We start from the raw sequence: 23,793 nt of genomic DNA, 5'->3' as shown, positions 1-23,793 counted from the left end.
CCCTCGTTTTAGAGATATTTTATATTTTCTTTTCCATAGAATATATCATATACCATTTTTTCCCTGTCTGCAAGCAGAACCGTATTTTATTTTTCGACTTTCCTTTCCTGCAGTGTCTCATCCATGCTGCCGCTGCGGAATCCTTCCATATCCAGGGTGATATAAGAAAAGCCCATCGCTTTTAGTTTCTCTGTAATTTCCTCCCGTTTTTCAAAAAAGGCAGCAAAATCTGATACGGGAATCTCAATTCTGGCGATATTTCCATGCAGGCGAAGCCTCACCACGGAAAACCCTGCCTCTTTCAGATAAGTTTCCCCACGCTCAAGCATTCTTAAAAGTTCCGGCTGTAAATCCGCCCCATAAGGAAGCCTGGTGGCCAGACAGGGGGCAGCCGGACGGTTTGCCACGGATATTCCCAGTTTATGGGCAAGGCTTCTCACCTCCTGTTTTGTCAGGCCCGCCTCGGCAAGGGGACTTTTTACTCCCAGCTCCCTCACGGCCTTCAGCCCTGGGCGGTATACATGCAGGTCATCTTCATTGGTTCCCTCCAGGACCGTCGCTGCGTGGACCTTTTCAGCAAATGCCATCAGATCTTCAAACAGCATTTTCTTACACTGATAGCATCTGTCCACCGGATTGTGCCTGATATCCGAATTCTCCAGCTCATTGATAAATATCACCTGGTGGATAGCCCCCATCTCTTTCGCCACTTCTTTTGCGATCTCCAGGTCACAGGAAGGATGCAGGACTGTGTCAAAAGTCACTGCATATATTTTTGTGTCCTTTTTGGCACAGTCCACAGCCACCTTGAGCAGAAGACTGCTGTCCGTGCCGCCGGAAAAGGCGATACATACGTCCTCGCCGGTATATTTCTTCATAATAGAAAATAAGGTTTCTTCTTTCTCTGTAAATTTCTGCTCCATTCTCACTCTCCGTCTTTATTCCTGCCTGCCGCTTCTGCGGCTTCCCTGCACATCTCCGGGAAACTGCGGTTTGCCGCCCTGCTGACTGCCCTGATATCCTCGTACTCCGGATAGTAGAATTCCTGCCCGTGATGGCTGCATTTCTTGACCCTGACCTGCTGCCCGTCCAAAAGTGTAACGGTTATGATCTCCCTTGGAAGTATACTCCGCTCTTCCCTGTATTTTCTCAGGCCGATACTTGTGGTCTCCCGGAATAGAACTGTTTCCATTTTCTCCTCATCTTCCGGTCTGCATATAACCTGAAGCATGTAGGCCGGGCGGTTTTTTTTCATATATACCGGCATACAGCAGGTATCCAACGCACCGGCGTCCAACAGACATTCCATTGCATACCCCAGTTGTTCGCCGGAACAGTCATCCACATTTGTCTCTAACACGGATACCACGTTCTGTGTGATCCCGGTATTTTCTTTATCAGCCTCCTTAGCCTGCCCCGAAAAACAGCCGGCAGCCTCTGCGTCCGTCCGGTCCATCCTGCACTCTATGAACCCGGCCCTTGTCTCTGTATTCAATATCATAGCGCGCAGAATATTGGCATGGGGAAAATCTTTCTTACCCGCGCCGGTTCCCGTCTTTTCCACCACAAAGCTGTCAGGCAGTTTTCTTCTCCCAGACAGTGCCGCCACAATTCCGGCCCCGGTAGGCGTGATCATCTCTCCCTCCACAGGTGTGAATTTAACAGGGACCCTGTGTTCTGCCAGCATCTCCAGCACAGCGGGCGCCGGTACCGGGATCCTACCGTGCTGACACCAGGTGGTACCTTTCCCCTCCCAAAGCTCAGATGCCGTTATGCTGTCAAATCCCAGCCTGTAAAGGCATATGGCTGCTGCTGTAATATCCACAATGGAATCCACTGCTCCAACCTCATGAAAATGTACCTCCTCCACCGGCGTACCGTGGACTTTTGCTTCCGCCTCTGCAATGACGCGGAAAATCTTTAAGGTCATTTCCTTTATATGGGCATTTAAGTCCGACCGGCTGACCAGCTCACAGATCTCCTTAAAACTGTTGTGGGAATGGCTGTGGACATGCTCTCCGTGATGGTGATGCCCTTCCCCCTCTTCTGTCAGGATCACGTCAAAATCCATTGCAGTGATCTGATTTTTCTTTGTCCGTGATATTTTTATTTCATAGCCGTCCAGATGCAGCTTCTCCAGTTCCTGCCTTAAATAGGATTCTTCCACACCCAGATCAAGAAGTGCGGCAACTGTCATATCACCGCTGATCCCCGAGTAACATTCCAGATATAATTCTCTGCTCATTTTTCTGCTCCTGTCTATGTATATTTTTATCAATCGGATGTTTGCCGGAGCACCATCCGGTCCCATGAGTCCCTTCGCATACGCTATTTATTTGTAACGATTCAGTAGGTCTGCGCATTCACTGCGCTGACCGTAAGAAAGTGTACCACGGCCAAGCAAAAATCCCATCGCCAAAGGCGATTCTGCATAGATTTTTGCCTGTAACTGTTCAGTACCCTCACAGTTACATTTATTTTATCACACTTTTGCAGAACTGAAAATGTCAGAAATTGACATATATGCATATAACTGTTCAAATATTGCTATTTTTAAGTTTTTCTATTGTATCTCTTATCGTAAAATGCTAAAATTATCTCCAGAATACATAGATTGGAGGATGAAACAAATGACAGCATCTAAAGTATATTACTCAGACCTTCGTGTAAAAAATGGAGACAACCTGCTGACAAAGCTTCAGCGTTTGATTAAATCAGCCGGTATTGGTGAAATTGATTTTGAGGACAAGTACGTTGCCATCAAAATGCATTTCGGAGAGCCCGGAAATCTGGCTTTTCTTCGCCCAAACTACGCAAAGGCCGTTGCTGACGTGGTAAAAGAATTGGGAGGAAAACCGTTTCTTACGGACTGTAACACCCTGTATGTAGGCGGCAGGAAGAATGCCCTGGACCATCTGGACAGCGCAAATCTAAACGGCTTTAATCCTCTCACCACCGGCTGCCAGGTATTGATCGCCGACGGCCTGAAAGGAACCGATGAATCTTTGGTGCCTGTGGAGGGCGGCCAGTATGTGAAAGAGGCCAAAATCGGCCGCGCAGTTATGGATGCGGACGTTTTCATTTCCCTCACCCATTTTAAAGGCCATGAAGCCACCGGATTTGGCGGTACACTGAAAAACATCGGTATGGGATGCGGTTCCCGTGCAGGCAAAATGGAAATGCACAGTGCCGGAAAACCTCACGTAGATCAGGATTTGTGTATTGGCTGTAAGCAGTGTGCTAAGGTCTGCGCCCATAATGCACCGCAGTTTGAGAACAAAAAAGCCTTTATTGACCATGACAAATGTGTAGGCTGCGGCAGATGTATCGGTGTCTGTCCCAAGGATGCCGTACAGCCGGCTTCGGATGAATCCAATGACATCTTAAACTGCAAGATTGCAGAATATACAAAAGCGGTTGTGGATGGTCGTCCCTGCCTCCACATCAGTCTTGTGATCGATGTATCTCCCTACTGTGACTGCCATGCGGAAAACGACGCAGCGATCGTTCCCAATGTGGGGATGTTTGCCTCCTTTGACCCCATTGCTCTGGACCTGGCTTGTGCGGATGCAGTAAACGCCCAGCCTGAGATTGCCAACAGCCGCCTGGGAGAACTGAAAAAAGAAGAGGCCCATCACGACCACTTCCACACCATCTTCCCTGAGACTAACTGGGAATCATCCATTGAGCATGGTGTAAAAATCGGTCTCGGTCAGAAAGAGTACGAACTTGTAGAAGTGAAATAAAAAATGAGCCTGGCGGGCCAAGACATCTCCGCTTTGGCGGTCAGATGTTTTGACTCCGCCGGCTCACGGCCCTGCCTGATTGGCAGGGCTTTTTTAGACTTACCGGTCAATCCGCACCCTTATTCCTCTGTTTCTATCTGTTTCTATCTGTTTCTATCTGTTTTTTACCTGTTTATTCCCTATTCTTTCTCTGCTCAATTTCAGCCGAGTATCCCTCCACTGCTTTTCCGGTCAGCCGGTATCCAAATACCATAACAGCTGCACCGATCACCATTGCTACTGCCGGGATCAATGTAAATCCCATGCTGATCCCTCTTGCCAGCTTGGCAGTCGTCTCCCCTGACTGTACGATCGCTGATGAAAATCCGGCCATTGCAAGACATGCATTGATCAATATCCCGCGGCTCACCACGCCTATTTTCAGCGGGATATTGCTCAGGCCCATGATCAGCCCGGTTGCATTGACACCTGTCTTATACTCACTATAGATAGCACAGTCAGCGTAGAGTGCAGGCGCACAGGCGTTTGTCATGGTACAGAAAAACTGGGCGATACTGACGAATATGAGCACTGCCCATGTACTGCTGTAGAAAACAAAACCTAATACCAATACCACTACCATGGCAATATAAGAATATATTACGGTATTTCTGGCTGATACCTTTCCCGCTACACTCTTTGAAAGGTACGATGCCGCAACGCCCAGAAGATTGGAGACCAGGATAAATGTGGCTGTCAGTCCCGGCTGCTTTGCGACATAGGTAAAATAGTAAACTGCAATCCCGCTTGATACAAATAAATAGACATACTTCGTCAGATCCGCTACGATCAAACCCAGCAGATACGGGTTGGATGTGAGCGATTTGATCATACCATGTTCTTTCTTGCCGTGTGCTTCTTTGCGGGCTGCCTTCTCTTTCTGCAGACGTGCGATCTCCTCCGCACCGGTCTCCTCATATCCTTCAAACATCTTAAAGTGTGCAAAATAACCTGCTGCCATCAGCACGCCAAACACAAACGCTGCTGCACCGTAGGAATTTTTTGCACCCACTACAGATGCCAGGATCGCCACGGTTCCGGGACCTACATAGGAGTACAGTACCATTCCCAGGGTTGCCCAGACAGCTCTTGTGGAGGAAAGTGCCATCCTGTCTTCCGGCGTCTTTGCCGCAATATTGATCATGGAGATATTTGCCACAAAAGGTATGTTCCATGCAATATGGCTGGTGATCGTGGCAATGATGATAATGACAACCGCCGCCACTCCGTCATTCAGCTTTATAAACTGAAAGGCATAGAGAAACGGAACAAGCCATGGGATCACCGCAAGCCATGACCTGTATCTGCCCCATTTCATGGGCTTCATGGTGTTTAAAAACGCGCCGTACGCCCAGGACAGCGCTGCATCCACAAGACTGGACACTGTGGAGATCAAAGTTACGATTGGAAGTGCAAACTTGGCAACATCCGTCAGGAAAAACTGGAAATAATAGGTTTCAATATTGGTCATCAAATTAAAACCCATATCTCCTACACCAAAAAACCGTCTCAATGACTTACTGATTCCGGAACTCCTCTTACTGTTTCCCTCTTTTTCCTTCATACATATCACACTCTCTTTGACAGCGGCCTTGTTTCCAAGGTATTTTCAGTGACATGAAACCGGTCAGTCTTTTAAATATACAATAGCATTTCGTCATTGTTTTTACAATGTTTTACGCCTAATTTTTGAATATTTATCTAATTATACCAATTTTACAGTCTTGTTTTTAGTCCATTTTACAACTGTGATATATTAAATGGTTAAATGTAACTGTTCAGTACCCTCACAGTTACAGGCAAAAATCCATGCAGAATCGCCTTTGGCGATGGGATTTTTGCTTGGCCGTGGTACACTTTCTTACGGTCAGCGCAGTGAATGCGCAGACCTACTGAATAGTTACGGTTAAATCATATTCTATCTGAAGATTGTTTTGCCATGCAAAAAGGTCCAAAGGGCAATCTGAAAGTCAATGGACATCTTTATAACACAAAAATACCGGCATTTTGGTAACTTTCGTACCAAAATGCCGGCATCCCGCCTATCATATCATTCCGTTGTTTACAGATTGGCGGTTATCTGTTTCGGACGGTATCCCTCATCCTCCAGCGCTTTTATGATCTGGTTCTTGTGGTCTGTGCCAAATGCCTCGATGGTGATCTTAAGCTCCACGGCAGCGGAACGGTTGGCGCTGATAAACTGGTTGTGGTCCAGTTTCACCACATTGCCCTGCTGCTGGGCAATGACAGATGCCACACGGACCAGTTCACCCGGCTTATCCGGCAGAAGGACCGATACGGTAAAGATCCTGTCCCGCGCGATCAGTCCCAGCTGTACCACAGAGGCCATGGTGATCACATCCATATTGCCGCCGCTTAAAATGGATACCACTTTCTTGCCGGTAAACTTCAGATGTTTTAAGGCCGCCACAGTCAGGAGGCCTGAATTCTCCACGATCATCTTGTGATTTTCCACCATATCCAAAAATGCCACGATCAGTTCAGAGTCCTCAACGGTTATGATCTCATCCACATTTTTCTGGATGTAAGGGAAAATGTGATCTCCGGGGCGTTTTACTGCAGTACCGTCCGCAATGGTGTTTACGCCGTCCAGGGTCACAACTTCCCCTTCCTTTAAGGATGCCTGCATGCAGTTGGCGCCCGCCGGCTCCACGCCGATCACCTTGATATTGGGATTCAGAAGCTTTACCAGAGTGGATACCCCTGTGATCAGGCCGCCTCCCCCGATGGGTGCCAGAATGTAATCCACCAACGGCAGCTCCTTGATGATCTCCATGGCAATGGTCCCCTGTCCCGTGGCCACAGCCGGGTCATCGAAGGGGTGAATAAAGGTGTATCCGTGCTCCTCCGCCAGCTTATAGGCATAGTCACAGGCTTCATCATAGACATTTCCATAGAGCACCACCTCTGCCCCGTAGCTCTTGGTACGTTCCACTTTGATCAGCGGTGTGGTGGTAGGCATGACGATGACGGCTTTTGCACCAAATGCTTTTGCCGCGTAAGCAACGCCCTGGGCGTGGTTGCCCGCTGAGGCTGTTATCAGGCCCTTCCCGCGCTCCTCCTCAGACAGCGTGCTGATCTTATAGTAGGCGCCGCGGAGCTTATAAGCTCCTGTCACCTGCATATTTTCCGGTTTTAAGTAAACTTTGTTGCCGGTCTGGGCACTGAAATAGTCGCTGTAGACCAGCTTGGTGTCCTGCGTCACTTTTTTTACGATTTCCGACGCTTCTTCAAATTTCTCCAGGGTCAGCATAATTTTTCTCCTTTACTCCTTGATGTCGAAAAGCGCGTTTACGAATTCATCGGAATTAAATTTCTGCAAATCGTCAATGCTCTCTCCTACCCCTATATATTTCACCGGAATGTCTAGCTCAGATTCGATTGCCACTGCAATTCCGCCTTTTGCCGTTCCGTCCAGTTTCGTTAATATGATGCCTGTCACGTTGGCAACTTCATTGAACTGTCTGGCCTGCAGAAGGGCATTCTGCCCTGTGGTGCCGTCTAGGACAACCAGTGTCTCCAGATAGGCCTCCGGATATTCCCGCTCAATGATGCGGTAAATCTTTCTCAGCTCCTCCATCAGGTTTTTCTTATTGTGAAGACGCCCTGCTGTGTCACACAGAAGCACATCCGCATCTCTGGCTTTTGCCGCCGCAATGGCGTCATAGACCACACTTGCAGGGTCTGCGCCTGACTGACCGCCGATCAGCTCCACGCCGGCCCGGTTCGCCCACTGGGTAAGCTGTTCCCCTGCCGCTGCCCGGAAGGTGTCTGCTGCTGCCAAGATCACTTTTTTCCCTTGGTCTTTCAGCTTGCCTGCCAGCTTGCCCACTGATGTGGTCTTACCCACACCGTTTACCCCAATGACCAGTATCACGGACTTGCGGTGCTCAAACTCATACGCAGTCTCCCCCACAGCCATCTGGGATTTGATGCTTTCCATTAGGAGCTGTTTGCACTCCTGGGGGTCTTTGATCTTCTTCTCCGCCACCTGGGCCTTTAGCTCCTCCACAATATGGGTGGTTGCATTGATCCCCAGATCACCCATAACAAGGATTTCTTCTATCTCTTCATAAAAATCGTCATCAATACTGGAATATCCGCTGAAAATGGAATCTATGCCGGATACAATATTTGCCCTGGTTTTGGAAAGTCCCGCCACCAGGCGCTGAAAAAAGCCTTTTTTTTCTTTTTCCTCTGCCATATGCCCTCCTATTTGTCCAAATCATTTTCTATAAGATCAACGGAAACAAGTGTGGACACACCTTTTTCCTGCATAGTGATACCATACAGACGGTCCGCAGCCGTCATGGTACCTCTTCTATGTGTTATAATAATAAATTGTGTATTTTTTGTCAACTTGTGCAGATATTTTGCGTAGCGGGTAACATTGGAATCATCCAGGGCCGCCTCAATCTCATCCAGCAGACAGAAGGGGGACGGCTTCAGGTTCTGGATAGCAAACAGCAGTGCTATGGCGGTCAGGGCTTTCTCACCACCGGAGAGCTGCATCATATTCTGCAGTTTTTTGCCCGGGGGCTGGGATATGATACGGATGCCTGCCTCCAGGATATCCGCATCCTCATCCAGTTCAAGTGTACCTTTTCCGCCGCCGAACAGCTCTTTGAACGCTTTGTCAAATTCGATGCGTATCTGTGAAAATTTCTCTTCAAACTGATTGCGCATTCCTGTGTCCAGTTCATCTATGATCCCAAGAAGTGTCTGTTCTGCCTGTACCAGATCCGCATGCTGGGTGCTTAAGAAGGTGTGACGCTCTGACAGCTCCTTGTACTCCTCAATGGCATTCACATTCACATTGCCCAGCTTTTTGATCTCTTCCCTGACACTTCCCAGAGCTTTTTTGATCTCCGAACGCTCCATCAGCTCCCCGAACTCCTGGCCCAGAGCCTGGCCGTAGGTCATCTCGTATTCTTCCCACATATAGTTGACCTGATTCTCCTGGCTTTCCTCCAGCTTTTCCTTCTGGCCGGTGAGGCGGTAACACTCCTTGTCTAAGAGATTCATTCTGGCCGACAGCTCATCCCGCTTGTCAAAAAAGGATTTATGCGTTCGGTTCATCTCTTCCTTGCGCTGAAGGTACTCCTGCATCTTTGCCTCGTCCTCCACCGCCTCCTTCTCGGCGCCTTCAATGGTCAGCCGTATTTCCTCAATATCCCTGACTTTTTTCTCCATATCGGCCTTGCCGTTTTTAAGACTTCCAAGCAGAGATTCCATCTGCTCCTTCAGACTGTTCGTCTCCTCTTTCAGCCTTGACAGGTTTTCTTCCAGGAATCCTCGCTTTGACGTCAGATTGGCCGTTTCCAAATGTGCCTGCTCCAGACTTCTGGAATGTGCAGTCTCCAACTTTTTCTTCTCATCCAGAGCTTCCTGGTTAATGGTGATGGCATCCTCCAGGGCTTTTTCCTGCGCCGCGCTTGTCTCCAGTTCCAGGCGGATGGAATCACTGTTCTCAGAGATCTCAGCCACCTGTTTTTCCAGCTCCGCATTCTCTTTTTTCAGGCTTTCATAGCCATCTGCGATCTCCTGTTTTTTGGCATCCATGGACTGCAGGTTCATGCGCACTGTGTTGTCCCGCAGGTACTGTTCCTGCAGAAGCTCTCCCAGACGGGCCACCTCGTCGCGGAAGTGGTTCCTCTTCTCCCGATAACCGTCCAGTTCCGCCTGCTTCTCCTCCAAATCCTTTTTCAGCATTTCCACACTGTTTCTGAGCTCGTCGATTTCCCGCCGGCGTCCCAGCAGGTTGCTGTTATTCTTAAAGGCACCGCCTGTCAGGGAACCGCCTGGATTCAGAGATTCCCCCTCAATGGTCACCATCCGGATGGTATACTGATATTTCCTGGCAATGGCGATACCGTGGTCAATATGGTCCACCACCAGGGTTCTGCCCAGCAGGTAATTGGTAAGCCCTTCATATTCCGCATCCACAGTCACCAGCTCACTGGCAACCCCGATGACGCCCGGCTCTTTCAGGGCCGCGGCATTGGCAAAGGGCTTTTTATTTTTCATGCTGGTAAGGGGCAGGAACGTGGCACGGCCATATTTATTCCGTTTCAGGAAGGTGATCAGCTCCTTGGCTGTGCCCTCATTGTCTGTAACTATGTTCTGGATACTGCCGCCCAGGGCAGTCTCGATGGCTGTCTCATAATTCTTCTGGACTTTGATCAAATCCGCCACAACACCCCGGATGCCCGGGACATTTTTCTTCTGCTCCATAACACGGCGGATGCTGTTGCCGTATCCGTCGTAGCGCTCCGTGATGTTCTGCAGGGATTCCAGGCGGGAAGCCTCCCTGTGATAAGCTGTCTGTCCCATATCCAGCTCTCTGCCGGCTTTGGAGATCAGCGCCTGACAGCGTTTTATCTCATCCTCGCTGTGATTGCTCTGTCTGGTGAGCTTTTCTATGTTCTCCTCTATCTCCTGCTGCTCTTTTTCATAGCGCTCTTTTGCGTCCCTCTGCTGGCTTGCCTCACTTTTCAGGCGCAGGAGCTTTTGGTTTAACTCTGTCTTTCTCAGGGAAATCTGCTCCATCATAGCGTCATAGCGCTGCATCTTTCCTTTTGTGGAGGCCCGCATATTGAGGATCTCTATGATCTCATTTTTGTCCTCCTCGATCTTTTCCTCCAGTTTGTGGATCTCAATGGCCAGATCCCGGAACTGCTTCTTCGCCCCTTCCTGGGCTGCTTCCGCCTCCGCAAGTCTAGCGTCCAGCTCACTCTTTTCCCCTGTGTATTTTTCTGCATCCTCCCGGCGTCTGGCGATCTCGCCTTCCAGGTGCTTTACCCGCTCCCGGTACTGCTCATCGCTTTGCCTCGCCGCGTGGATCTGCTCGTTCAACACATTGATCTGACCTTCCAGCTGTTGTTTCAATAAGGCCTTCTGGGTGGATTCCTCCCTAAACTGCTGGATATTCTCCTCCAGCTCCTCCAGCTCTTTTTCCAGTTGTTCGTACTCAGTCTTTGTGGTTTCAAAGCTTTTGGTGGTCTCCTCCAGGTCGCTTTGGGCGATCCCGTATTTTCCCTCCACCTCACGGAGCTGCTCTTTGATCCGCTCCATCTCCGAGAGGAACATCTGGGTATCCAGGCCTTTTAATTCCTCTCTTTTCTTTAGATAGATCCTGGCTGTCTCAGACTGTCTTTCTAAAGGGGCCAGCTGTCTTGTGAGTTCTGAGAGAATGTCGCTGACACGGGTCAGGTTCTGCTGTTCCTCCTCCAGTTTTTTAAGCGCTGAGGCTTTTCTCCGCTTAAATTTCACGATTCCGGCAGCCTCGTCAAAAAGCTCTCTTCTCTCCTCCGGCTTGCCGCTCAAGATCTTGTCGATCTGGCCCTGTCCGATGATGGAATAGCCCTCTTTTCCGATACCGGTATCATAGAACAGCTCATTTACATCCTTCAGCCGGCAGGAGGTGCCGTTCATGAGATATTCACTCTCCCCGGAGCGGTACAGCCTTCTGGCTATAGTGACCTCCTCATAGTCGATGGGGAGCTGGTGGTCGCTGTTGTCAAGAGTAATGGCAACGTAAGCGAATCCCAGGGGTTTTCTCGTCTCCGTACCGGAGAAGATAACATCCTGCATATTGCCCCCTCGAAGCTGTTTGGCACTCTGCTCGCCCAGTACCCAGCGGACGGCATCGCCTACGTTGCTCTTGCCGCTGCCGTTTGGCCCTACAATACCGGTGATGCCGTTATGAAATTCAAATGTTATCTTGTTGGCAAAGGATTTAAATCCCTGCACTTCAATGCTCTTTAGATACATAAATCACCTTTGTCGTTTTTCAGTTTTTTGATGGCGCAGTAGGCTGCCTGCTGTTCTGCTGCCTTCTTGGTGTGGCCGCAGCCCTCTCCCAGCACCTTTTCTCCCAGAAGTGCCTGCATATAAAAGGATTTGTTGTGGTCAGGCCCTTCCTCACGAAGGAGCACATAGCGCACATCCTCCTCGTACCTGCCCTGCACGATCTCCTGAAGTGTAGTCTTGCTATCATAAAAGAGCTGTTTATTCTCAATATCATTCAGGATAAATTTCTGAACGAACTCTTTTGCATTAGCAAAACCGCCATCCAGGTAAATGGCACCGATCAGTGCTTCCATGGCGTCTGACACGATGGAATCTCTCCTGCGGCCTCCTGTGGCCTCCTCGCCTTTGCCCAGAAGCAGATATTCCCCCAGCGACAGTTCTCTTGCGCAGAGGGCCAATGTAGGCTCACAGACCATGCTGGCACGCTTCTTCGTCAGTTCCCCTTCCGGCATCTGGGGATGTTTTTCAAATAAAAATTCACTGGATGTCAGTTCCAGCACCGCATCTCCCAAAAACTCCAAACGCTCATTGTTTCCCACATAGGAAATTCTGTGTTCATTGGCATAGGAGCTGTGGGTCATGGCATTTATGAGCAGATCGAAATCCTGGAATTTATATCCTGTCCTTGCCTCCAGTTCCATGAGTTTTTTCAAATTTTTCATAGTTTTCCTTTCCGGGACTTATCCCGCATTTTTTTATTGTTTTAGAAAAAGAGGATGTCACCAAATCCCCGGAAGATTCAGATTGAATCTGGCAGCCGGATTTGGGACATCCGATTTGTCATTAACCAATCAGTTTTTTAATCTCTTCCACCGCATCGCCTACGGATACGATTTTCTCGGCCTCCTCTGTGGGGATCTCGATATCGAACTCCTCCTCAATGCCCATGATGATTTGAAAAATATCCAGAGAATCGGCTCCCAGGTCTTCTACAAATGTGGTCTCCATGGTAACCTCATGGGAATCCACATTTAAAACCTCCGCAATAATCTTCTGTAATTTTTCCAGTTCCATCTCTTTTCCTCCTTATGCTTTTCCTTTTTATCTGATGTTTCCCTCCGCACCCGGTCATTCACCGGGTACAGCATGGCCTATTTTGATGAAATAATATTCTTCCCGATCCGTTCACTGATGTTCTGTTCTTTGAACGAAATACACTGGATGATGGAGTTCTTCACCTCCGAAGACTTGGAACTTCCATGGCATTTTACCACAAGTCCCTTCAGGCCTAAAAGCGGCGCTCCGCCGTACTCGCTGGCATCAAAGCTTTTTAATGTGGATTTGAGTGCCGGTTTCACCAAAAGGGCGCCTATTTTGCTGCGCAGAGTTGTCATCATGCCCTGCTTCACCTTGGAGATCAAAGTGGCACCCACGCCCTCGTAAAGCTTCAGGATCACATTTCCCACAAAGGCTTCTGTCACTATGACATCTGCCGCCCCGTTGGGAATTTCCCTGGCCTCTATGCTGCCGATAAAATTAATATCCTCACATGCTTTCAGAAGCGGATATGTTTCTTTTACCAGAGCATTTCCTTTCTCCTCCTCAACGCCTATGTTCACGATTCCCACACGTGGCTTGCTGACCCCCATAACATGCTCCATGTAAATGGACCCCATACGGGCAAACTGCACCAGATGGGAGGAGCGGGCATCTACATTGGCACCGCAGTCTATTAAGAGAGACACACCGTCTCTTGTGGGGATCAACGGGGCCAGAGGTGCTCTCTCCACACCTTTGATCCTGCCCACAATGGTAGTGCCTCCCACCAGGATGGCTCCGGAGCTTCCTGCGGATACGAAAGCGTCTGCTTCCCCTTTCTTCACCAGCTTCATCCCAACCACGATGGAGGAATCCTTTTTGCCCCGGATCGCGGCAACCGGCGGTTCTCCTGTCTCTATAACCTGGGATGCGGGAACAATTTCAATCCTATCTCCGGGATTGCCGCAGGCCTCCAATTCTTTTTTTACAGCCTCTTCCAGGCCTACCAGAAGTACCTTCAGGTTTGCTTTTTCTTTCACAGCGTCCACTGCACCTTTGACAATTTCCGCCGGTGCATTGTCGCCTCCCATGGCATCCACTGCCACAATTGTCATATTCTCCATATTCTGCCTCCTGTATTCTGCAGATAATTTTACCAGACATCCTTTAAAACCGCAAGAGGGCTGCTGTAAAAGATATTCTTTTACAGCAGCCGCCTGCCATTTTTATACTATTTGTAACTGTTCAGTATCCTCGCAGTTACAGGCAAAGATCCGTGCAGAATCGTCTTTGGCGATGGGATCTTTGCTTGGCTGCGGAACGCTTTCTTACGGTCAGCGCAATGCATGCGCAGACCTACTAAATAGTTACTGCTATTTCTTATTTACTGCATTTTTCCGTCACTGCCCAGATGATAGCCTTCCACATCGGTATCTACTGCCATGGAACCGTCATCTTTCAGATAATACCAGGCGCTGCCTTCCTGATACCAGCCTTTTCTCATATAGCCATGGTCATCAAAGGCATACCACTTGCCCTCAATCTCCAGCCACTGGCTCTTGGGATAGGTGCCGTCTCCGTAATCGTACCACCAGCCTTTATCAGATTCTGTCCAGGTTCCAGAGGTTTTCTCCTTCTTCTCTTTCTTTTCGTCCTTCTTTTCCTCTGATTTTTTCTTCTCGGCATCCTTGCTTTCCGCGTCGTCAGACACGATGATCTCTGCCGTATCACTGGTTATGCCATTTGTGGAGGAACCGATGGTGCTGGTGGCCACCACATAATAGAACATGGTCTTCGCCTCATTGGTAGGAGGGGTAAAGGTGTTCTTTGTCTCTCCTTCCACCGGAGTACCGCCTCCGTTGGTGTTCGTCTGGCTCTGGTACCACTGGTAAGTGATGACACCTTTGTCCGATGTCTTTACCTCCACTTTCAGGGCTTCTGCCTTATCTCCGGTCTTATAAGTAACGGAACCGCTGAGATTTGTAGTGAACTCCGGTTTTGCAACCGCAACCTCCGGTTCCTGCGTCTTATCCTCATCTTCTTTCTCACTGCTCTTATCTGTATTCTCTGGCTTGGGGTCTGTCTTTTCCAGAACCTTGTCCATCACCTTTTCCCCGCTGCAGCCCGTCACGGCAAAAGTAAGGCATCCGACTGCAAGAAGCAGAATCCCTTTCTTTAACCATTTATTCATCCATCTTCCTCCTTTAATAGAAATGTGATCGTAACAGTTCAGACAGGTCTGCACATTTACTGCGCTGACCGTATGAAAAAGTAGTACCGGCAGGCATCCGGCTCATCGCGAAGCGATTTTTAATGGCTGGATGCGTAACGGTTCAGCTTGTCTGAACTGTTACATGTGATCTTTATTTCATCAGTTGTAATTCCAGTTCTATATTAACTTGTTTTTACATAAACCGCAAGGTTTTTTATAAATTTATTACAAAAATATTACAAAAAGGCCTCCTGGTTGTCCAGAAGGCCTTTCTCATGCATGGATTATTCTTCACCCATTTTGATGATTTCTTTTTTGTTGTAACTTCCGCAAGCTTTGCATACTCTGTGTGGCATCATTAAAGCTCCACATTTGCTGCATTTTACTAAGTTCGGAGCGCTCATTTTCCAGTTAGCTCTTCTTTTATCTCTTCTTGCTTTTGAAGTTTTATTTTTTGGACAGATGGACATAGTTACACCTCCTTAAATTTGCTAAATATATCACGGATTGCTGCCATTCTCGGATCGAGGCTTTCCTGCTCGCAGGAACAGGGGCCGTCATTTAAATCTTTGCCGCAATGGCTGCAGATTCCCTTGCAGTCCTCTTTACACAGGACCCGTAAAGGCCAACGGATTAAAATCTCATTATGCACTAACTGCTCAACATCCAGGCTACAACCTGTGACATAATTAATTTCATCTAAGTCTTTTATCCTGTCTTCCTCCGAAACCTTCATATCCATATCTCTTTCCAGTGCAAAGGGAAAGTCCACCGGAACCTCTTTTAAACAGCGGTCACAGGGAATGGACAGAGTTACACTGCCTCTTGCTTCCAGGTGCAGAACCTTTTTGCCGGTATTCGTTATTGTAAGTACTACAGGCTCTTTTACCTTCACAGGAAAGCTGCCTAGTTTCGATTGAAAGGAATCCATGGAAACAGGTGCTTCTACGACCTGTGTCTTTCCTTCTAGGGATAAAATTTCTGATAAATCAATTAGCATAATAGTCTCCTAATCACACCTAGTAAATTATACATAGGGATTTTCAATTTGTCAACTATTATTTCTCATTCTTGACTAATTCTGCTGTTTCCTGACAGATTGCAAGCTCTTCGTTGGTGGGAACCACGGCAACTTTCACTTTGGAATCTGCTGTGGAGATGATCATGTTCTCTCCGCGTTTCTGGTTTGCTTCCTCGTCCAGGGTGATTCCCAGGTAAGAAAGGCTGTTGACAACCGTCTCACGAACCGGGATGGCATTCTCACCGATACCGCCTGTGAAAGCGATGGCGTCCACGCCGTTCATAGCTGCCACATAGGAACCGATGTATTTTACAATACGGTAGCACAGGCAGTCAACGGCTCTCCCCGCATCCGGGTTGCCCTGCTCTCTGGCTTCGTTTAAGTCACGGAAGTCGCTGGACAGACCTCTGGACAGACCTAACAGTCCGGATTCTTTGTTCAGGATGCGGACCATCTCTTTTACATCAATGTTTTCTTTTCCGCAGATGAATTCCAGAACAGCCGGGTCCAGATCACCGGAACGTGTTCCCATCACAAGACCTTCCAGAGGAGTCAGGCCCATGCTGGTATCCACACATTTGCCGTTCACAACTGCGCTGATGGAGGAACCGTTTCCTAAATGCGCTACGATCACTTTGGAGTTGTCCGGGTCAAGTCCCAGGAATTTAATGGTCTCTTTGGATACGAAACGATGGGAAGTTCCGTGGAAACCGTATTTGCGGACTTTGTATTTGTCATAATATTTGTACGGGATCGCATACATGTATGCTTTCTCCGGCATAGTCTGATGGAAAGCGGTGTCGAACACTGCCACGTTTGGTTTGCCGGGCATCAGTTCCATACATGCACGGATACCCATCAAGTTAGCCGGGTTGTGCAGCGGTCCCAAGTCACAGCACTCTTCAATAACAGAGATAACCTCGTCATCAATGATACAGGAATCGGAAATCTTAGCACCTCCGTGCAGGACACGGTGTCCGATGGCTTCCACTTCGTCCAGGCTCTTTAATACACCTGTCTTCGGGTTTACTAAAGCGTCAAGGACCATTTTGATGGCCTCTGTATGGGTTGGCATTGCTGCTTCTGTTGTCTCTTTCTCTCCGCCTGTCGGCTGATAAACCAGTCTTCCGTCAATGCCGATACGCTCACATAAGCCTTTTGCAGCCACTTCTTCTGTGTCAGAATTGATCAACTGGAATTTCAGGGATGAACTTCCGCAGTTTACTACTAATACGTTCATGTTTTTTCCTCCGTTATCATACATCTTCGCGGCCAAAACAGCCACGTTTGGTATCATTATACATCTTTTCAAAAAATGGTACAAGGGCACTGTTTAAATTTACGGGCAAATTTTGTATTCTTTTAGGAACATGTAACGGGAAAATATAAATGGTTGTCCGGAGACAGAATATTTGTTATATTTAAACCAATAATACAGGACAAGTGGAACAGACTTTCATTAAAGAAGGGAATAGGGATCCTATGAGCAGAATCACCGGAATCGTTGCCGAATACAATCCTTTTCATAAAGGCCATGCGTACCATCTTAAAAAGGCCAGAGAACTTACAGACGCTGAGCACCTTGTAGTGATCATGAGCGGAGATTTCGTGCAGAGAGGAGCGCCTGCCATGTTTGACAAATATCTCCGCACCCGCATGGCTCTTTTGAACGGTGCGGATCTGGTGCTGGAACTGCCTGTTTCAAGCGCCTGCGCAAGCGCGGAATATTTTGCTTCCGGTGCCGTCCAGGTGCTGGATCGGCTTGGCTGTGTGGATGCGCTCTGTTTTGGAAGCGAATCCGGGGATACGGCGGCCCTGGCTGCATGTGCGGAAGCTCTTTTAACGGAACACACCGCTTATCAGCATACGCTCCGTTCCCTCTTAAAAAAGGGCTATTCTTTTCCCGCTGCCCGCAAAGAAGCTTTTGCAGACCTTAACCGCCCTGAATCTCTGGCCGGGCTTCTGGATTCCCCCAACAATATCCTTGGCCTGGAATATATAAAGGCCCTGAAGCGGTCAAACAGTAAAATACAGCCCTTTGCACTGAAGCGCGAAGGCGCGGGATATCATGACAAGAACTTGTCCGCTTCTTTTCCCAGTGCCACCGCCATCCGAAACTTTTTAAAGGAAATCCCGGCAGGAGATAAAAAGATACCGTCCGGCTATGATGGATTTCTCACAAATACCATGCCAAGTTCAGCCGCCCTGCTGGCAGCGGACAGGCTCTCCGGGGAATCTCCTGTTTGGGAGGATGATTTTTCACTGCTGCTCCGCTACAAACTGATGCTGCATACTCCCCAAGAACTCAGCATGTATTCTGATATGTCCCCGGAATTGGCCAGACGTATCCATGCCCGTTTAAACGAATACCAAAGCTTTTCTCAATTTTCGGCCCTGTTAAAAACACGAGAGCTGACGTACACCCGTATCAGCCGGGCGCTTCTCCATGTGCTTCTCAACATAAAAGCAGAGGAACGCCCTCTCTCCGTGCCCCCATATGCTCGAATACTGGGCTTTAAAAAGGCTGACAGGGGCCTTCTTCGGGAAATCAAAGAAAAGGCGGAAATTCCTCTCATCACCAAAGCGGCGGACTACCAAAAGCTGCTGGATGAGACAGCCCGGAAAAAATTCCGGCAGGACTTGTTTGCCTCCAACCTGTATGAAACGGTCCGCACACAAAAAAACGGGACTACTTTTGTAAATGATATACAAAAGCCTCCCGTTATCCTTTAGCGTGTGTCTGAAACTTCAGCCCGACACACGCCAGTGTTCCATCCGGCTGCGTAAAAGCACTTTTATTTTACTTTCTCTTCTGCTGCCCCGTGGCAGCAGCTGCAGTTGCCGCCGCAGCTTCCGCAGGTATTGCCGGCCTTCTTGTCTCTCACCATCTTTCTGACGACCAGCCCCACAACACAGAGTAAAAGTAACAGCACTATGATTGTCCCAGCATTCATATCTATCCCACCTTTCCGGACAGGCCGGAAGGCATTTATGCCTTCGCCGCCTTACCTGTCTTGATCTTCACATCTAATGTACCTTTTTCTTTGTACGGCCTGAACAGCAGATAAAGGAAAACTGCCAATACAAGGATTGCCGCAACGGTGCCGAAACCAAACGCTCCGCCCTCCAAAAGATGTCCGATCTGGTAGACAACCAGAGATGAGCAGTACGCCAGCAAGGTCTGATATCCGATGGCAAACCAGAACCAGCCTGCATTGTTCATTTCACGTTTGATGGCTCCCATAGCTGCAAAGCAGGGTGCACACAGAAGATTGAACACCAGGAAGGAATATGCAGCAGCGGCTGTAAAGCTGCCTGCCAGTGTTCCCCAAATCTCAGACCCGTTTTCCGCCACTTCCGCAAATCCGTAAAGGATACCGAAAGTACCAACCACATTTTCCTTTGCAACCAGTCCGGAGACGGCTGCAACGGCTGCTTTCCAGTCTCCCCATCCGAGAGGAATGAACAGCCAGGAGATACCTTTGCCGATAGCTGCCAGCAGGGAATGATTCATATCATCAACCATACCAAAGGAACCGTTCTCAAAACCGAATCCCTGGGTAAACCAGATAAAGATTGTGGAAAGAAGAATGACCGTACCTGCTTTTTTAATGAAGGACCAGCCTCTCTCCCACATGCTCCTGAGGACATTTCCCACGGTTGGCATGTGATATGCCGGAAGCTCCATGACGAAAGGAGCCGGGTCGCCAGCGAATTTCCTGGTTTTCTTTAATATGATCCCGGAACAAATGATTGCCAGAACCCCCACAATATACGCACTGGGTGCCACCCACCATGCACCGCCGAACAGGGCGCCTGCGATCAGGGCGATAATGGGAAGTTTTGCGCTGCACGGGATAAATGTGGTTGTCATGATAGTCATCTTACGGTCTCTGTCATTTTCAATGGTTCTGGATGCCATAATGCCCGGAACACCGCATCCCGTACCAATCAGCATAGGGATGAAGGACTTTCCGGAAAGACCGAATTTACGGAAGATACGGTCCATAATGAAGGCAACTCTGGCCATGTATCCGCATCCTTCCAGGAATGCCAGGAATAAAAACAATACCAGCATCTGGGGCACAAATCCAAGGACTGCACCTACACCTGCTACAATACCGTCCACGATCAGGCTCTGCAGCCATGCCGCGCAGTTGATGGCCTCCAGGCCGTTATTCAGCAGTTCAGGTATGGCGGGAACGTGTAGGGAAGAAATCCCCAGGAAGTTCCATCCATCCGCAAACACACCGTCATTTACCCAGTCAGTCGCCCATCCGCCCACTGTACTCACAGATATATAATAAACCAGGGCCATCACCGCAAAGAAAATGGGAAGGCCAAGGAAACGGTTTGTAACGATCCCGTCAATCTTATCTGAGGTTGTCATCTTCCCCTTGCTCTTTTTATTGTATGCCTTCTTGGTCACATTTCCTATGTACGTGTATCTCTCATTGGTGATGATACTCTCCGAGTCATCATCCAGGTCTTTTTCCACGGCTATGATGATAGATTCCACATCCGGCAGACCGGAAATGGTCTCACCGATCTTATTATCTCTCTCGAAAAGTTTTACCGCATAGAAACGCCTCTGTTCCTCCGGAATATTTCCGCCCAGCAGAGCTTCGATCTCATCCAGTGCCTCCTCCACACGCTTCTGGAATTTATGGACAGGCATCCCTGCACTTTTTTTCCGGGCAATCTGCACTGCCTTATCGGCTGCTTCCCGGATCCCGGTACCTTTCAACGCGGAAATCTCCACCACTTCACAGCCCAGTTGTCCGGACAGCTCACGGATCTTAATGACATCTCCGTTTTTTGCTACCACATCCATCATGTTCACTGCCATGATGACAGGAATACCAAGCTCCATAAGCTGGGTGGACAGATACAGGTTCCTCTCCAGGTTCGTGCCGTCCACAATGTTTAATATGGCATCCGGACGCTCTGTGATCAGATAGTTTCTGGCTACCACTTCCTCCAGTGTGTAAGGTGACAGGGAATAAATTCCCGGAAGGTCCATGATGATAACATCTTTGTTCCCTTTCAGCTTACCTTCCTTTTTTTCTACTGTAACACCGGGCCAGTTTCCCACAAACTGATTAGACCCTGTCAACGCATTGAACAGTGTGGTCTTACCACAGTTAGGGTTGCCGGCAAGCGCAATTTTAACTGACATTTTCTCTTCCTCCTCTATCTTCTCCTCCTGCAGAAATCTTTTTGGTCCCTAGAGTGTGTCTAGTGCAGCAGGCGGGTTTATTCCCCTTTTGTATTCTATGAAATTAGCTTTGGCTAACTTCATTTCCAAAAAATATGGTTAGAATATTCTAACCATAAATCCCGAAAAATGCTGCGGCCTTCAAAAGCCGGCAGCCCTTCTACTGAACTTCAATCATCTCTGCGTCTGCTTTTCTCAGGGAAAGCTCATAATCTCTCACAGTAACCTCTATGGGGTCACCCAGGGGTGCCACTTTTCTCACATAGACATCTGTGCCTTTGGTGATCCCCATATCCATAATACGGCGTTTGACAGCGCCCTCTCCATGCAGCTTCACCACTTTGACGCTCTGTCCGCATTTTACATTCCGCAGTGTCTCCATTTCTGCATATCCTCCTCTTTCTATGTAACCATACCTGTTCCATAAGGCAGGTCCAAATCTATTTTCTCTTTGCTATACCATGATCCTGTTAGCCATCTCACTGCTGATGGCAATTCTGGAATCCTTCACATTGACGATCACATTGCCGCCCAATTGGGAAACAACGGTCACATCCGTTCCTGTTACAAAGCCAAGATTCTCCAGATGGCGTCTTACGTCTTCTTTGCCGCCCACTTTTTTAACCTGTTTTGTTTCTCCTGCCGAAGCCATAGTTAAAGGCATTTTTCACCACTCCTTATTTATCATGCATCATCGAGTTAGGTTTTTCTAACCACTTATAAGTTAGCACACCCTAACGTGTCTTGTCAACAACTTTTTAACTATTTTGGCGCATTTTTCCAAAAAAGAAGGGGCAGCGTTCCATATAATGAAACACTGTCCCTGTATGACTTTTCTACTTACATGTTCAATTGTCTCGTAACTATTCAGCAGGTCTACGCATTCACCGCACTATTCAGCAGGTCTGCGCATTCACTGCACTATTCAGCAGGTCTGGCATTCACCGCGCTGACCGTAAGAAAGTGTACCGCGTCCAAGCAAAAATCCCATCGCCAAAGGCGATCCTGCATGGATTTTTACCTGTAACTGTGAGGGTACTTAACAGTTACTTTAATTTTTAAAACTGTGGATAGGAGCCGGTATCCTTCCCCCTCTGTTCACAAAGGCCTCACAGGAATACTGGTTTACAGGCATGATCGGCGCATAGCCGAGTAAGCCCCCGAATTCCACGGTCTCTCCCACACTCTTTCCGATAACGGGAATCAAACGGACAGCCGTTGTCTTCTGATTCACCATGCCGATGGCACATTCGTCTGCAATTATGCCGGAGATGGTGCTGGCTTTGGTGTCTCCCGGAATAGCTATCATATCCAGTCCTACAGAGCATACGCAGGTCATGGCCTCCAGTTTTTCTATGGTCAGGGCATTGGCATTCACCGCGTCGATCATGCCCTGGTCCTCGCTGACCGGAATGAAAGCTCCGCTCAAGCCGCCCACATAGGAGGAAGCCATAACGCCGCCTTTTTTCACCTGGTCATTGAGAAGCGCAAGGGCCGCCGTTGTGCCCGGAGCACCGGCGTACTCCACGCCGATCTCATGGAGAATGTCCGCCACACTGTCCCCGATGGCCGGAGTGGGTGCAAGGGATAAGTCCACAATGCCAAAAGGAATCCCAAGGCGTTTGGAGGCCTCCTGGGCAACCAGCTGGCCCACCCGTGTCACCTTGAAAGCTGTCTTCTTGATCGTCTCGCACAGAACCTCAAAATCTTTTCCGCGGACTTTTTCCAGCGCTGTCTTCACAACACCCGGACCGGATACGCCTACATTGATGATGGCGTCCGCCTCCGTCACTCCGTGGAAAGCACCTGCCATGAAAGGATTGTCATCCGGCGCATTGCAGAACACAACCAGTTTTGCACATCCCAGGGAATCCTGCTCTCTGGTGGCCTGGGCGGTAGCCAGTACGATCTCTCCCATGAGCTTAACCGCATCCATATTGATGCCTGTCTTGGAGGAACCGAGATTGATGGAGCTGCAGACCCTCTCTGTGGCAGCCAGGGCTTCCGGAATGGAACGGATCAGTATTTCATCTGCTTTTGTCATGCCTTTTGAAACCAGGGCAGAGTAGCCTCCGATAAAGTTTACGCCAACCTCTTTTGCCGCCCGGTCCAGCGTCTCTGCCAAGGTCACAAAATCCTCCGGTGCTTTACAGGCCGCTCCGCCCACCAATGCAATGGGGGTTACGGAGATCCTCTTGTTTACAACAGGGATGCCGTACTCTCCGGAGATCTCATCACCGGTCTCCACCAGATTTCTTGCCAGGGTAGTGATCTTATTGTAGATTTTTCGGTTTACCTGCTGCAGGTCAGAGTCAATACAGTCCAGAAGGCTGATACCCATGGTAATGGTACGCACATCCAGATTTTCCTGCTCGATCATCTTATTGGTTTCATTTACTTCAAACATGTTAATCATATTCTTCTCTTGTCCTTTCCTGGGTTTCCAGATTAGATACGGTGCATCTTTGTAAAGATATCCTCATGCTGTGCGTGGATCACAACGCCAATCTCCTCACCCAGTTTTGAAAGCTCTGCGGAAATCTGATCCAGCTTTTTCTCGGATCTGCTGGCATCTGTTATCATCATCATATTGAAATAGCCGTCAATGATGGTCTGGGAAATATCCAGGATGTTAATATTATTCTCTGCCAGATAGGTGCAGACTCTGGCAATGATCCCTACGGTATCCTGTCCTACTACGCTGATGATTGTCTTCTTCATTTTTTTCTCCTCGTAAATGTATATT

At 48.6% G+C, this 23,793-nt stretch carries 21 protein-coding genes; 2 read left to right on the top strand and 19 right to left on the bottom strand.

Annotated elements, in window-relative coordinates:
- Positions 1 to 86: 86 nt before the first annotated feature.
- Together larE and larC are read right to left on the bottom strand one after the other, a co-directional pair.
- Entirely contained in the window at positions 87 to 923 is an 837-nt protein-coding gene (gene larE / locus CI595_RS07630; protein ID WP_095172682.1) for an ATP-dependent sacrificial sulfur transferase LarE, read from the bottom strand.
- Between the two features lie 2 nt (positions 924 to 925).
- On the bottom strand, positions 926 to 2,245 hold the full coding sequence (gene larC, locus CI595_RS07625; RefSeq protein WP_162291825.1) for a nickel pincer cofactor biosynthesis protein LarC: 1,320 nt from the start codon (positions 2,243 to 2,245) through the stop codon (positions 926 to 928).
- Positions 2,246 to 2,630: 385 nt separating this feature from the next.
- Here larC and CI595_RS07620 point away from each other — a divergent pair, with 385 nt between their 5' ends.
- The gene (locus CI595_RS07620; protein ID WP_095172680.1) at positions 2,631 to 3,746 is read left to right on the top strand and encodes a DUF362 domain-containing protein; all 1,116 of its coding nucleotides are present in this window, start codon (positions 2,631 to 2,633) and stop codon (positions 3,744 to 3,746) included.
- A gap of 172 nt (positions 3,747 to 3,918) precedes the next feature.
- On the opposite strand, the gene CI595_RS07615 is transcribed toward CI595_RS07620, so the two are convergent.
- From CI595_RS07615 to CI595_RS07565, 11 genes are all read right to left on the bottom strand, one after another.
- Entirely contained in the window at positions 3,919 to 5,349 is a 1,431-nt protein-coding gene (locus CI595_RS07615; RefSeq protein WP_095172679.1) for an MFS transporter, read from the bottom strand.
- A 498-nt stretch (positions 5,350 to 5,847) separates the two neighbouring features.
- Positions 5,848 to 7,059: a threonine ammonia-lyase gene (ilvA, locus tag CI595_RS07610; RefSeq protein ID WP_095172678.1), complete on the bottom strand. Its 1,212-nt coding sequence runs from the start codon at positions 7,057 to 7,059 to the stop codon at positions 5,848 to 5,850.
- 12 nt (positions 7,060 to 7,071) lie between these two features.
- Positions 7,072 to 8,010 (bottom strand): signal recognition particle-docking protein FtsY, encoded by a 939-nt coding sequence (gene ftsY, locus CI595_RS07605; RefSeq protein WP_095172677.1) that lies wholly within the window; start codon positions 8,008 to 8,010, stop codon positions 7,072 to 7,074.
- An 8-nt stretch (positions 8,011 to 8,018) separates the two neighbouring features.
- Positions 8,019 to 11,579: a chromosome segregation protein SMC gene (gene smc / locus CI595_RS07600; RefSeq protein ID WP_095172676.1), complete on the bottom strand. Its 3,561-nt coding sequence runs from the start codon at positions 11,577 to 11,579 to the stop codon at positions 8,019 to 8,021.
- The gene (rnc, locus tag CI595_RS07595; RefSeq protein WP_095172675.1) at positions 11,570 to 12,280 is read right to left on the bottom strand and encodes a ribonuclease III; all 711 of its coding nucleotides are present in this window, start codon (positions 12,278 to 12,280) and stop codon (positions 11,570 to 11,572) included. Before rnc ends, smc begins: the two co-directional genes overlap by 10 nt.
- 121 nt (positions 12,281 to 12,401) lie before the next feature.
- Entirely contained in the window at positions 12,402 to 12,632 is a 231-nt protein-coding gene (gene acpP, locus CI595_RS07590; RefSeq protein ID WP_095172674.1) for an acyl carrier protein, read from the bottom strand.
- Between the two features lie 77 nt (positions 12,633 to 12,709).
- On the bottom strand, positions 12,710 to 13,720 hold the full coding sequence (gene plsX, locus CI595_RS07585) for a phosphate acyltransferase PlsX (RefSeq protein WP_095172673.1): 1,011 nt from the start codon (positions 13,718 to 13,720) through the stop codon (positions 12,710 to 12,712).
- Between the two features lie 260 nt (positions 13,721 to 13,980).
- On the bottom strand, positions 13,981 to 14,787 hold the full coding sequence (locus CI595_RS26580; protein WP_243135120.1) for a hypothetical protein: 807 nt from the start codon (positions 14,785 to 14,787) through the stop codon (positions 13,981 to 13,983).
- A 305-nt stretch (positions 14,788 to 15,092) separates the two neighbouring features.
- Positions 15,093 to 15,278, bottom strand: a complete 186-nt coding sequence (gene rpmF, locus CI595_RS07575) for a 50S ribosomal protein L32 (RefSeq protein ID WP_018597460.1) — start codon at positions 15,276 to 15,278, stop codon at positions 15,093 to 15,095.
- 2 nt (positions 15,279 to 15,280) lie between these two features.
- The gene (locus CI595_RS07570) at positions 15,281 to 15,808 is read right to left on the bottom strand and encodes a YceD family protein (protein WP_095172672.1); all 528 of its coding nucleotides are present in this window, start codon (positions 15,806 to 15,808) and stop codon (positions 15,281 to 15,283) included.
- A gap of 58 nt (positions 15,809 to 15,866) precedes the next feature.
- A complete protein-coding gene (locus CI595_RS07565; RefSeq protein WP_095172671.1) occupies positions 15,867 to 17,069 on the bottom strand; it encodes an acetate/propionate family kinase in 1,203 nt (400 codons plus the stop codon).
- A 242-nt stretch (positions 17,070 to 17,311) separates the two neighbouring features.
- On the opposite strand from CI595_RS07565, the gene CI595_RS07560 reads away from it, so the two are divergent.
- Complete coding sequence (locus tag CI595_RS07560) at positions 17,312 to 18,562, top strand: nucleotidyltransferase (protein ID WP_095172670.1); 1,251 nt, start codon at positions 17,312 to 17,314, stop codon at positions 18,560 to 18,562.
- A gap of 62 nt (positions 18,563 to 18,624) precedes the next feature.
- On the opposite strand, the gene CI595_RS07555 is transcribed toward CI595_RS07560, so the two are convergent.
- From CI595_RS07555 to CI595_RS07530, 6 genes are all read right to left on the bottom strand, one after another.
- Positions 18,625 to 18,783: a FeoB-associated Cys-rich membrane protein gene (locus CI595_RS07555; RefSeq protein ID WP_095172669.1), complete on the bottom strand. Its 159-nt coding sequence runs from the start codon at positions 18,781 to 18,783 to the stop codon at positions 18,625 to 18,627.
- A 35-nt stretch (positions 18,784 to 18,818) separates the two neighbouring features.
- Complete coding sequence (gene feoB, locus CI595_RS07550; protein ID WP_095172668.1) at positions 18,819 to 21,008, bottom strand: ferrous iron transport protein B; 2,190 nt, start codon at positions 21,006 to 21,008, stop codon at positions 18,819 to 18,821.
- A gap of 199 nt (positions 21,009 to 21,207) precedes the next feature.
- Positions 21,208 to 21,429: a FeoA family protein gene (locus CI595_RS07545; protein ID WP_095172667.1), complete on the bottom strand. Its 222-nt coding sequence runs from the start codon at positions 21,427 to 21,429 to the stop codon at positions 21,208 to 21,210.
- Between the two features lie 72 nt (positions 21,430 to 21,501).
- On the bottom strand, positions 21,502 to 21,711 hold the full coding sequence (locus tag CI595_RS07540) for a FeoA family protein (protein ID WP_095172666.1): 210 nt from the start codon (positions 21,709 to 21,711) through the stop codon (positions 21,502 to 21,504).
- A gap of 387 nt (positions 21,712 to 22,098) precedes the next feature.
- Positions 22,099 to 23,463, bottom strand: a complete 1,365-nt coding sequence (locus CI595_RS07535; protein ID WP_095172665.1) for a PFL family protein — start codon at positions 23,461 to 23,463, stop codon at positions 22,099 to 22,101.
- A 32-nt stretch (positions 23,464 to 23,495) separates the two neighbouring features.
- Positions 23,496 to 23,768, bottom strand: a complete 273-nt coding sequence (locus tag CI595_RS07530) for an ACT domain-containing protein (RefSeq protein ID WP_095172664.1) — start codon at positions 23,766 to 23,768, stop codon at positions 23,496 to 23,498.
- Positions 23,769 to 23,793: the final 25 nt, after the last annotated feature.

This window comes from Blautia hominis, assembly GCA_002270465.1.
Classification (GTDB): domain Bacteria; phylum Bacillota; class Clostridia; order Lachnospirales; family Lachnospiraceae; genus Blautia; species Blautia hominis.
Note: the sequence above shows the minus strand (reverse complement) of the source record. Positions and strands in the feature narration are given on the sequence as shown.